Annotated in this window: 10 protein-coding genes; 9 read left to right on the top strand and 1 reads right to left on the bottom strand. The window is 49.6% G+C overall.

Features of this window, described 5'->3' with window-relative positions:
* Nucleotides 1-288: 288 nt before the first annotated feature.
* The 9 genes from ACW9SV_RS02165 (at nucleotide 289) to ACW9SV_RS02125 (ending at nucleotide 11,485) form a co-directional block, all read left to right on the top strand.
* Entirely contained in the window at nucleotides 289-1,317 is a 1,029-nt protein-coding gene (locus tag ACW9SV_RS02165) for a quinone-dependent dihydroorotate dehydrogenase (protein ID WP_479555094.1), read from the top strand.
* Between the two features lie 84 nt (nucleotides 1,318-1,401).
* Complete coding sequence (locus ACW9SV_RS02160; RefSeq protein ID WP_479555093.1) at nucleotides 1,402-4,074, top strand: DNA translocase FtsK; 2,673 nt, start codon at nucleotides 1,402-1,404, stop codon at nucleotides 4,072-4,074.
* A 38-nt stretch (nucleotides 4,075-4,112) separates the two neighbouring features.
* Nucleotides 4,113-4,766 (top strand): outer membrane lipoprotein periplasmic chaperone LolA1, encoded by a 654-nt coding sequence (gene lolA1 / locus ACW9SV_RS02155; protein WP_479555092.1) that lies wholly within the window; start codon nucleotides 4,113-4,115, stop codon nucleotides 4,764-4,766.
* Between the two features lie 195 nt (nucleotides 4,767-4,961).
* Nucleotides 4,962-5,792 (top strand): orotidine-5'-phosphate decarboxylase, encoded by an 831-nt coding sequence (gene pyrF, locus ACW9SV_RS02150; protein ID WP_479555091.1) that lies wholly within the window; start codon nucleotides 4,962-4,964, stop codon nucleotides 5,790-5,792.
* Nucleotides 5,793-5,945: 153 nt separating this feature from the next.
* The gene (locus ACW9SV_RS02145; protein ID WP_479555090.1) at nucleotides 5,946-7,247 is read left to right on the top strand and encodes a DUF2851 family protein; all 1,302 of its coding nucleotides are present in this window, start codon (nucleotides 5,946-5,948) and stop codon (nucleotides 7,245-7,247) included.
* Nucleotides 7,244-8,524, top strand: a complete 1,281-nt coding sequence (locus ACW9SV_RS02140; RefSeq protein WP_479555089.1) for a hypothetical protein — start codon at nucleotides 7,244-7,246, stop codon at nucleotides 8,522-8,524. Before ACW9SV_RS02145 ends, ACW9SV_RS02140 begins: the two co-directional genes overlap by 4 nt.
* A 156-nt stretch (nucleotides 8,525-8,680) precedes the next feature.
* Nucleotides 8,681-9,313: a NeuD/PglB/VioB family sugar acetyltransferase gene (locus ACW9SV_RS02135; protein WP_479555088.1), complete on the top strand. Its 633-nt coding sequence runs from the start codon at nucleotides 8,681-8,683 to the stop codon at nucleotides 9,311-9,313.
* Nucleotides 9,314-9,505: 192 nt separating this feature from the next.
* On the top strand, nucleotides 9,506-10,474 hold the full coding sequence (gene trhO / locus ACW9SV_RS02130) for an oxygen-dependent tRNA uridine(34) hydroxylase TrhO (protein ID WP_479555087.1): 969 nt from the start codon (nucleotides 9,506-9,508) through the stop codon (nucleotides 10,472-10,474).
* Between the two features lie 147 nt (nucleotides 10,475-10,621).
* Nucleotides 10,622-11,485, top strand: coding sequence for a nucleoside phosphorylase (locus ACW9SV_RS02125; RefSeq protein WP_479555086.1), 864 nt, complete (start codon nucleotides 10,622-10,624; stop codon nucleotides 11,483-11,485).
* Between the two features lie 131 nt (nucleotides 11,486-11,616).
* Here ACW9SV_RS02125 and ACW9SV_RS02120 read toward each other — a convergent pair whose 3' ends face one another.
* Entirely contained in the window at nucleotides 11,617-11,919 is a 303-nt protein-coding gene (locus tag ACW9SV_RS02120; protein WP_479555085.1) for a hypothetical protein, read from the bottom strand.
* Nucleotides 11,920-12,037 lie beyond the last annotated feature (118 nt).

The following is a 12,037-nucleotide window of genomic DNA, read 5'->3' as shown; positions in this document are numbered from 1 at the left end:
AAAAACAGAAGTAAATTCAAAACTAATCAAGAGCCATTTTGACAAGGTTGATTTTGCGTAGTGCTCAGTAATTCCTGTGGATTTTGAAGCTACTTTCTTGAAAATGGCTTGGAAACTACTGAGAGAAGTGAAGCCGGAGGATTGTGGAGTCAGAAGGATAAGGAAAGCAGCCCAATGTTAGTTGACTTTGATTACAGCTTAGGCTCAATAAGAGCAGTGGTCAGATAAGCTTATTTATTTAACACCAGAAGCAGGCTATTTTTTATCTTTGCCTAAACCTGTTTTGCCGTGTATAAAAATCTCATCCGTCCGTTGCTTTTTAAGGTAGATCCTGAAAAGGTGCACCATTTCACCACCTCTGCCTTGAAAACGGGCTTTCAATTGCCTTTAGCTAAATCCTTCAGCCGGGGGATGTTCCAGGTCACTGATAAACGGCTAGAGCGGAAGGTTTTTGGGCTCACTTTCCCAAATCCGGTGGGTTTGGCGGCTGGTTTTGACAAAGATGCCCGCATGATTGACGAGTACGCCGAGCTGGGTTTCGGGTTCATTGAGATCGGTACGCTTACGCCCAAGCCTCAGACCGGTAATCCCAAGCCGCGTCTATTCCGCCTGCCGCAGGACGGAGCCATCATCAACCGCATGGGGTTCAACAACGAGGGGGTAGACCAGGCCGTGGAGCGTCTTCGGAACCGCAAAAGCAACGTGATTGTGGGCGGAAACATCGGCAAAAACAAGGTCACGCCCAATGAGCAGGCCCTGCAGGATTACCTCTATTGTTTTGACGCCCTGTATGACGTGGTAGATTATTTTGTGGTGAACGTAAGCTCGCCCAATACACCAGACCTGCGCGCGTTACAGGAAAAGGAACCGCTGCGTGACCTGCTCAGCAACCTGCAGAACCGAAACCAAGGCAAAGCGAACCCCAAGCCCCTGTTGCTGAAGATAGCGCCAGACCTGAACCAGGCGCAATTGGATGACATTGTGGAAATCGCGGCCCAGACCCAACTTTCTGGCGTCATCGGGACCAATACCACCATCAGCCGGGCTGGCTTGCAGACCTCCGGTAACCGGGTCACTGAGATTGGGGCCGGCGGTTTAAGCGGAAAGCCCCTCACCAGCGCCTCCACCGAGGTACTGCGTTACCTGAGAAAGCAGCTCCCGGAAGAGATCAGGTTAGTAGGGGTTGGGGGCATTATGACTCCTGAAGACGCAGTGGAGAAGCTAGAGGCCGGTGCCGATTTGGTACAATTATACACCGGTTTTATTTACGAAGGCCCGGGATTAGTCAAGCAGATTAACCAACGGTTACTCAGGTAAATACTATATTTAGAAAACCATATACAGGTAAATTGTTCAAGGCTTATTGAACGGAATAGTGTAGATTTGAAGTTTGGAGACAGCATGGCAACGAACACATATAAACGGGATGTAGGGACTAGTCCGCGGCCTAAAAATGCGCCTCGGGTGCAGCAGAATGAGCCAAAGGGAAAGACAGAGACGCGGGCGCCCAAAGAGGCCAAGCCTAAGCGGTCGCTTCCCAAACCGCAGCTTTCTTTTAACTTTCTGAAAGACCGACGGCTGCAACTGTTCATCGGGTTTTTCTTCCTGCTGTCGTCGCTGTACCTGACCATCGCCTTCGTTTCGTTCCTGTTCACCGGTACCGCCGACCAAAGCATTGTGGAGTCGGTGACCACCGAGGACGTGAAAGCCGCCGGGTTGGAGTCTGAGAACTGGCTGGGGCTGTTTGGCGCCTGGATCTCTGATTACTTTATCAACCGCTGGTTTGGGATTGCCTCCTTCTTTTTTGTGCCAGTGGTGTTTTACATCGGGTATAAAATCGTTTTCCGCCGCACCTCTATCACCCTGTCTTCCGTGGTGACTCTTTGCTTATTCGGGCTTTTGTGGGGCTGTGTAACTGCCGGTTATTTGGTGCTTTTGTATAAAGCCACGGATACTTACGGTTTTATGAGCGGTGGCATTGGCTACGAAACTGCGCTTTGGCTGCAAAGCCTATTAGGTTGGGGAACCGGGCTTTTGATGGGCTTTGCCTTGATTGCCTTTGTGATGTTTTTCTTCAATATCACCACCTTGGGCCGGCCAAGATTCCCTAAAATGGAAGCTGCGGCGCCTAAAGCAGCTGCCATAGAGCGACCAGAGCCAACTATGTACGCTTCCCCTTCGGCGGGTATGAACCACCTGACCAATCCATCTGGCTCTCTGGAATCAGACGAAGAAGAACCCGCTTTCCCGGCTCCTTTCCTGGTGCATCAGAAAGAAGAAGAACCAGAGGAAGACGAATTTGAGGATGACGAACCCCTGGAAGACGATTTCCAGGAGGAAGAATATGACGACGAGGAGGAGGTAGAGGAACCACAGGAAGATCTGTTTGCAGTGAACGAATTGCCGGTTACCCCTAGAGCCTCCGTTCCCGTGACTTCCGTTCCGCTGGCCTTGGAAGTAGAACAAGACGATGATGTTTTGCTGGAAGAGCCCGAGGAGGAAGTAGAGCTGGATATTGCTAATCTGGCCGTAGAGGAAGAAGTAGACAACCTGGAAGTAAGCGAAAACTACGACCCTACTTTGGATCTCCCGCGCTACCAGTACCCTTCCATAGAACTGCTCACCGACTACGGCGTGGCAAAAGTGCAGGTAACCAAGGAAGAATTGGAAGCCAACAAAGACCGCATTGTAGAAACCCTTGGTAACTATAACATTGGCATCGCCAGCATTAAAGCCACTATCGGGCCTACCGTTACCCTGTACGAGATTGTGCCAGAGGCTGGGGTCCGTATCTCCAAAATCAAGAGTTTGGAAGACGATATTGCTTTGAGTTTAGCCGCCTTGGGTATCCGGATTATTGCCCCTATCCCGGGCAAAGGAACCATTGGTATTGAGGTGCCGAACAAGAAAAAAGAGATGGTGCCTATCAAGTCCATCCTGAGCACCGAGAAGTTCATGAAGAGCGAAATGGAGTTGCCTATCGCCTTCGGGAAAACCATCACCAACGAAGTCTTTATCACCGATTTGGCCAAAATGCCCCACTTGCTTATGGCGGGTGCCACGGGTCAGGGTAAGTCAGTTGGTTTGAACGCTATCCTGACCTCGCTGCTGTACAAGCGGCATCCTTCGCAATTGAAGTTCGTGTTGGTGGATCCTAAAAAAGTGGAATTGTCGCTGTTCAACAAGATTGAGCGGCACTTCCTGGCCAAGCTGCCCGACACGGATGAGGCCATCATCACCGATACCAAGAAAGTAGTAAATACGCTGAACTCGCTTTGTATGGAGATGGACCAGCGCTATGATCTTTTGAAAGACGCCGGTTGCCGCAACCTGAAGGAGTACAACCTGAAGTTTGTTGAGCGCCGCCTGAACCCCAAGAAGGGCCACAAGTTCATGCCGTACATCGTGCTGGTGATTGACGAGTTGGCTGACTTGATGATGACTGCCGGAAAAGAGGTGGAGACGCCAATTGCGCGTCTGGCTCAGCTGGCCCGTGCTATTGGGATTCACTTGGTGGTAGCCACGCAGCGTCCGTCGGTGAACGTGATCACGGGTATTATCAAGGCCAACTTCCCGGCGCGTATCTCTTTCAAAGTAACGTCTAAAATTGACTCGCGCACCATCCTGGACACCGGCGGGGCCGACCAGTTGATTGGTCAGGGGGATATGCTGTTCTCCTTGGGTTCAGACCTGATCCGGGTACAATGCGCATTCGTGGATACCCCTGAGGTGGACCGCATCTGTGATTTCATTGGTGAGCAGCAAGGCTATTCAGATGCCTATCTGCTGCCTGAGTTCTTAGGTGATGAAAGCGGAAACGAGAAAGCAGACTTCGACCCAAGCAACAAGGACGCCATGTTTGAGGAAGCGGCCCGCATAGTGGTGACCCACCAGCAGGGAAGTACTTCTTTGCTACAGCGTCGTTTGAAACTGGGCTATAACCGCGCGGGTCGTCTAATAGACCAACTAGAGGCTGCTGGGGTAGTGGGGCCGTTTGAAGGAAGTAAAGCCCGTGAAGTTTTAATTCCGGATGAATACAGTTTGGAACAGTTATTGAATAACATGCAACCGTAAGCGTATACTTGCAGTTATCTAAACTTAAAAACAAACCCATGAAACGATACTTTTCATTTCTGCTCGCGCTGTTGATGGTGGTGCAACTCACCAACGCCCAAAACGTGCAGAAAGACCCCCAAGCCGAAAAGGTGCTGGATGCCATGAGCAAGAAATACCAGGCCATGAACGCGTTTAAGGTTGGTTTCACGCAAACTATTGAAAGCCCGTCGGCCAAAGCGAAGGAATCCATTAACGGCGATATCACTGTTTCCGGCAACAAATACCGCTTGGCTGTAGCAGGCCAGGAGATCATCAACAACGGAGCCACTGTCTGGACCATCATGCGAAAAGAAGGCGAAGTGACCATCTCAGACAATGACCCGGATGAGCAGGAAATGACGCCTAACCAGATTTACAACCTGTACAAAAAAGGCTACCGTTACGTGTATGCCGGTGAAGAAAAAGAAGGCGGCGAAGCGGTGCACGTGGTGGACCTAACGCCTAATGACCGTGAGAACCAGATCTTTAAAGTGCGCTTGCACATCAGCAAGAAGGATAATTCGTTGAAGTCCTGGAAGATGTTCCGGAAAAATGGAAACCGCTATTCTTACAAAATAAACAAGTTTACTCCTAACCCGCCGGTAGACGCCAACACCTTTGTTTTCAACAAAGCAAAATACAAAGGGTTGAAAGTGGTAGACCTGCGGTAACCAGTAAACCTCAGTTATTGAAAGCTCCTGCTGCTTGGCAGGAGCTTTTTTGTTTTCTACATTTTAAGGCTCTTTTCCTAAGAACGCCCCAAAAGCCGCCTCGAATGGGTCAGACACAAACCGCCATTTTTTGCCTGTTTTCCCGAAAACAATCCGAAAACAGTTTAGTTTTGTGTCTACTTACCCTACTGCCTCATGACCAGACACGAACTTTTTGAACAGATCCAACGCAAGCGTTCCTACCTCTGCATCGGATTGGATACGGACATAAAAAAGATCCCCCAGCACTTGCTTCGATTTGAAGATCCCATCTTTGAGTTTAACCGGCAGATTATTGAAGCTACTTCTGATCTGTGTGTTGCCTATAAACCAAACATCGCTTTCTATGAGGCCCATGGCCCTAAAGGTTGGGTAAGCCTGGAGCGCACGTTGAGCGCTATCCCGCAAGATGTCTTTACCATCGCCGATGCCAAACGCGGGGATATCGGGAACACCTCTGAACTGTATGCCCGGGCTTTCTTTGACCAGTTGAGCTTTGATTCCCTTACGGTGGCTCCGTACATGGGCGTGGATTCGGTTACTCCTTTTCTGCAGTTCCCCAATAAGTGGGTGATTCTGCTGGCTTTGACCTCCAACCCTGGCCATGACGATTTCCAGTTGTTGAGCGTGGTATCTGAGGGTAAATCGTACTTCATGTTTGAGAAGGTAATTCAGAATAGCCAAACCTGGGGTTCCGCTGATAACCTGATGTACGTGATTGGCGCTACCCGCCACGATTACATTGAACGCGTGCGCGAATTAGCACCAGACCATTTCCTGTTGGTGCCTGGCGTTGGGGCGCAAGGCGGAAATCTGGAGGAGGTATCCAGGTTTGGCATGAACAAGCAGTGCGGATTATTGGTGAATTCGGCCCGCCAGATCATCTATGCATCACAAGGCGAAGACTTCGCGGAGAAAGCCCGTGCCGCCGCTTTAACCGTGCAGCAGGAAATGGAACAATACCTAAATGAATACCTGCCTAAATAACCGGACTCCTACAAATACAAAGGACAAATTAATTTTAGGACCTGTTTTATTAGAAATGGCTTAAAATCAATGGTTCTACTTTAAACCAGAACAGCCTTTCGCGTCTTCCTGCGTATGTGCACAGGAGACGTGAAAGGCTGTTCTGGTTTATCTATGAAAGAGGATTTCCTGCACTACATCTGGCAATATCAGAACTTCCGGAAAGAGAACTTACTTACCCCAGAAGGTGAGGAAATCCTTATTCTGCACCCGGGCTTTCATAACCGCTTAGATGCTGGACCGGACTTCTCCAATGCCCGGATAAAAATAAACCAGACAGAATGGGTGGGCAGCGTGGAAATTCACTGGAAAAGCTCTGACTGGCGCCGGCACCAGCACCAGCACGATGCCAAATACAACCAGGTGGTGCTTCATGTGGTCTGGGAGGAGGATGAACTTGTCCTGCGGGAGGAGGGAAGCCCAATGCCCACGTTAGAACTGCAAGGCCGGGTGGCTTTGTCGGTACAGGCGCAGTACCAGGAGCTGGTTTGGAGCAAAGACATTTTGCCTTGTGCTTCCTTGGCCCCACAGGTGGACACTATCTATAAATCGGCGATGATGGACAGGACTTTGCTGGAACGCCTGGCCCTCAAAGCTGATCTGGTATTGGAGCGCTTAGAGATAAACCGACAAGATTGGGAAAGCACCGTCTATCAGACCTTGGCGGCAGGGTTCGGCTTCAAAATCAATCAGGAAGGTTTTTTGCAACTCACGAAGGTGCTTCCCTGGGGCATAGTCCAGAAATACCGGTCTAATTCCAGGCAGTTGGAAGCCTTGGTATTTGGGCAGGCCGGTATGCTGATCGAAAAAGCGGAGGAGTGCAAGGAGGAATACCTCAAAGATCTAGCAAAAGAGCACCATTACCTGGCCCAGAAACATAGTTTGCCAGAGCCTCTGCCTAAAAGTGCCTGGAACTTCCTACGGCTCCGGCCCTCCAACTTTCCGGCGGTTAGGCTAGGGCAGTTGTTGGCTATACTGCAGGCCCATCCGCACCTGTGGTCGGGTATGATTTCTTGCACAACTAAAGAATATTTCTTCAGCTTTTTCCGGCAAACCCCACCCGCGTATTGGCAACAACACTACAGTCCGCAGAAATCCTCGGCACAGCCCTTTTCCAAAATTGGGGATGAGAGTATCCAAGGCTTGCTGATCAACGTGGTGGCCCCGCTATTGGTAGCTTACAGCCGCCGCATGGATAATGCTGCCTACCAAGAGAAAGCGGTGGAGCTCCTGGAAGACCTTGCTAAAGAGCAAAACAGGATTACACGGTTGTATCCGGGGCTTGGCTTTCCTAATTCCAATGCGGCAGATTCGCAGGCCTTGTTGGGGTTGTACCAAACCTACTGTGCTCCCAGAAAATGCGTACATTGCGTCATTGGGCACCGCCTGATAAAACAGAACCTTTCTCCTGCATGAATCCCCTAAACTGGCTGCATCTCCCGGTTTTCCTATATTTCATTTACCTGCTCTGGCGACCAGTTAATGATTCTCGGTTCAAGCTTGTCTTTTGGTTTGCACTTATATTCAAACTGGCTAGTGGAGTATTGCTGGGGTGGGCTTACCAGAACTATTTAGGTTTTGGAGATACCTGGGGCTTTCATGCCGAGACGTTGAAGGTAGTGGAAGCAGCAAAGCAAAACCCGGGCTGGTTTGGGAGATTTTTGCTTTTTAATGACGTTAACGGAATCCCTGTCACCTTCAGAAGTGAGTACTCTAACTCGCTCTTTTTCTTGAAACCCTTAAGTTTGCTTTATCTGCTTACCCATAATTCCTATTGGTGGACAGGAGCCTATTTATCCTTGTTCAGTTTTTTGGGTTGCTGGTTCTTGGTGCGGCAAGTGCAATCGTATTATCCGGCGTATGGTACGACAGCGGCCACGGTGTTTCTTTTCTTTCCCTCGGTGTTGTTCTGGACAAGCGGCCTTTTGAAAGATACGGTGTTTATGGGCAGCCTTTGTCTTTCCATCGGTTTGTTTCTTCAGCTTTATAAATCCACTAAAAGCTCTGAAGCAATCAAAAGGTGCTTGCTCCTGCTCCCGTGCCTTTACCTGCTTTGGCGTATTAAATTCTTTTTAGCGGCAGTGCTCATTGTTCTGATAGGAGCTTTCCTGTTCACCAAATGGTTGGCCAGCCAAATTCCTTTGCTTCAGTCCAGAGTAGCCCAACTAATGACCTGGATAAGCACTCTTGGCATTGGGGCGTTTGTGGCTTCTTTTGCGCATCCTACCTTTAATCTCAGCTTTTTTACCCGGCATATTCTCTGGAATTACAGAAACATAGTAGCCATTTCAGATCCAACTAAACCACATCTTTTATTTCCTGATCTTGAGCCTTCTGTGTTCTCCGTCATTCAGCATGCTCCTGAAGCTGTGTGGCAAATGCTCTTCAGGCCGTTTCTGTGGGAAAATGGTCCGTTGGTGTATAAACTGATGGGAGCGGAAAACCTGGTTCTGTTTCTGTTGGTTCTACTGACCATCTTTCATTTATTGCGCACCAGGAAGGCTCCTGCGCTTCCTTCTTTTCTGGCGGTTTTGTTGGTGTTTTTCTGTATTTCGGCTGTTTTGGTAACCTTGCCCACGCCCAACTTGGGTTCCTTGCATCGGTACAGGGCCCCGCTGCTTCCTTTCCTGTTTGTGGTGGTTTTAACCTGGGGACCATTGCCAGGGTGGATAGGTCGGTTGGACAAACGCTAGGGGTAAGCTATTCCGTTTTCTTTGCCTATTTTTGCAATCCTTTTGTTTTCAGCGCGGTTTCTTCAAAACGAACTCTAAACAAAAGCGGTACTCTTCTTAAGTATAGAAGGGGAGGGCAATTCGCCTTGAAGAATAATCGATTTGTAAAAGAAGCTTATGCAAAATCCAGTAATCATATTAGGTGCCCAGGAACTGGGAGTTTTGGCCTTGGATGCCTTTCAGAGCAACGACGTAGTGGTGTATTGTTTCCTGGATGATCAGGTAGCCCTGCAGCAGAAGGAGGTGAACGAAATCACCGTGATGGGCAACACCGAGGATGAAAATATCCTGAAACTGTTAGGGAAGAAGTGCGATGTATTTGTGGCCGCCGAGGATAACGCCGCCCGCAAAAGTCTGACCAACATGCTGAAGGAAGACTACAAAGTGGTTCCGGTGAATGCCATCCATAAGTTCAGCTATGTCTCAGAACACGCATGGTTAGGGCACGGAAACTTCATTCAGGCAGGTGCCATCGTCAACTCCAATGCCAAAGTAGGCGATAACTGCATCATTGGGGCACGGGCCGTGGTAGATGCCAATGCCGAGTTAGCAGACCATGTGCAGTTAGGCGCTGGGGCAATGGTAAACGCCGGAGTGACCATCGCCGAGGGAGCCTTCATTGGAACCGGAGCGGTGATCGTGTCTGGCGTGAAGATTGGCAAAAACGCTCGCGTAGGTGCCGGAGCCGTGGTGATAGCGGATGTCGCTGCAAAGCAAACCGTTTTCGGTAATCCTGCCAAGCCTGTTTAAATGGGACGGTCGTTGTTAGATTCCTGCAGTTCTGAAAGGATAAACTTAGGACTGATTTTCGTCATTTTCTGTTTAGGAGTGGTTTCCCTAAATTTGCCTCGAAATGACGGAGGAACTATAATGACAAAGTCTAACGTCTAGTATCAAGTATCCAATAACATCCAGTTTACACTTAGTCTGAAACTAAGCCGTATGAAAAAGTACAGTATCTTACTCTATTACCACTACACTAAGATTGAAGACCCAGAGTTGTTCCGCGAGGAGCACCACTTGCTGTGTCTTAAACTGAATTTGTTAGGCCGCATCATCGTCGCCCCAGAGGGGTTAAACGGAACGGTGTCTGGCCTGGTAGAAGACTGCGAAGCCTACATGGCGGCTGTGAAAGCTGATCCCCGTTTTGACGACATCGACTTCAAGGTGGACTACGCCGATGAGCACGCTTTCACCAAGCTGCACGTGCGCCACAAGCCTGAGATCGTGCATGCCGGTCTTCGCAACATCGACCCAACAGAACGTACCGGTGTGCACCTATCGCCTCAGGAGTTCAAAGAGATGAAAGACCAGGAAGACGTAGTGGTGTTGGATGTGCGCTCAGATTATGAGCACAGCATGGGCAAGTTCAAAAACGCCGTCACGCTGGACATTGAGAACTTCCGGGAGTTTCCGGAGAAGATTGATGAGCTGAAAGAGAAGTACGAAGGCAAGAAGATCCTGACGTACTGCACCGGCGGCATCAAATGCGAGAAAGCCAGCGCATTCCTGTTGGAGAAAGGATTTGAGAACGTGTACCAGCTGCACGGCGGCATCATCAAGTACGGCATGGAAGCCGGCGGAGAAGACTTCGAGGGCAAGTGCTACGTGTTTGACAACCGCGTAGCTGTGGATGTGAATACCGTGAACCCCGTGGTGATTTCCAAGTGCCACGTGTGTGACACGCCTTCGGCCAGGATGGTGAACTGCGCCAACCCACACTGTAACCTGCACGTGCCCATCTGCGAGAGCTGCGGTACCAAAATGGACGGTGCCTGCTCTACTACCTGCCAGGAGCACCCAGATAAGCGTCCGTATGACGGAACGGGCTATTACCAGAAGAACACGAACGGCTACAACCCGTACAAAGGCTTAAACCGCCGCAAAACGGAGCAACCAAAGGCCGTGTAAACGATACTACTTTATAGGAAAGCGCCACTTATTGCTGCAAGGCTCAAGTGGCGCTTTTTTTATACATTTACTTAAAGCGGCGGTGCTGAAAAGCGGTTGCTTGAATAGAACGCATTGTTCTTTTGTCCCACCTTAAACTATGAAACTATGGCCCGAATTCCTGAGTCTGAATTGATCCTGAACGCCGATGGCAGCATTTACCACCTGAACCTGTTGCCTGAGCAGATTTCTGATACCATCATCACCGTAGGTGACCAGGACCGCGTGGCCCGCGTGAGCCACCATTTTGATTCTATTGAGGTGGAGGTAGCCAAGCGCGAGTTCGTGACCCACACCGGCTACTACAAAGGCAAACGCATCTCGGTAGTTTCCACCGGCATCGGGACCGACAACATTGACATTGTCATGAACGAGCTGGATGCGTTGGTGAACATTGACTTTGTGAATCGGGAGCCGCTGGAGCATGATGATCGCATTTCCCTGAAGATTGTGCGTATTGGTACCTCCGGAGCCCTGCAGGAAGATGTTCCGCTGGGGAGCCATCTGGCCACAGAGTATGCGCTGGGACTGGACACGCTCATGCAGTTTTACCCGCTCATGGAAACTGGCTACGAAACAGAGATCGCGGTGAACGTACAGTTAGCCTTGGGTCTAGGGTTTTTACCGTACTGCGCCAAGGGCTCTGACATCCTGCGGGAGCAGATTGGGTTTGACATGATCCACGGAAACACCTTTACGTGCCCCGGCTTCTATGCGCCACAAGGAAGGTTGCTGCGGTTACAGCCCAAAATTGAGGATGTGATCTCAAAACTGAGCAATTTCCGGTTTGAAGATGTAATGTTCACCAACTTTGAGATGGAGACCGCCGGCATCTACAGCCTGGGCCGTTTGTTGGGCCATGAGGTGTTGTCCTTGAACGCCATCGTGGCCAACCGCATCACGCATCAGTTTGCCCAAAACGCCGACCAGGTGATTGATGATTTGATCCTGAAAGTGTTGGACCGGATTTAATGCATTTCCTCATACATGCGAAAGGCCTTTGGTTCTGCACCAAAGGCCTTTCGCATGTATGAGGTTAGAGAAAAACTGATCGCTTTAAGAGAAAGTGATAAACCTGCCTACGGGAGCCAGGTACTTCTCCTCTAGAAGAATTCTACCCCTAGAATGGAGTGGGTAGGCAAAGTGACCCCTGATTTGATGGTGGTGAATTCCTTGTCGGCTTGCCAGATAGTGGTTTGTACGCGCAGAATATCGCCGGTAGCGACCTGAAACGTAAGTTCCACTTTGCCTTGGTAGCCGTTTCCTAGCCTACTGGCCCGGTCCAGGTCATGTTGGCGTTTTACTTTCAACTCTTTACTCTGTAAGACATCATCATGACCAAATTGTAATTGCGGAATACTTTCCTTCTCAATCAGTTGATAATGGAGCACGGTGTTATTTTCCATGGTACGCGTGTTTGGTGTTAGTCTGTGGACCAATGAAGAAAGAATTTCTTACATCTACAAACGGTATTTAACACAATAAGTCTACGTAAAAACAGTTAACCGAGTCCAAAATGGTGTT

The sequence above is a fragment of the Rufibacter sp. JT20002 genome (assembly GCF_056491185.1).
Note: the sequence above shows the minus strand (reverse complement) of the source record. Positions and strands in the feature narration are given on the sequence as shown.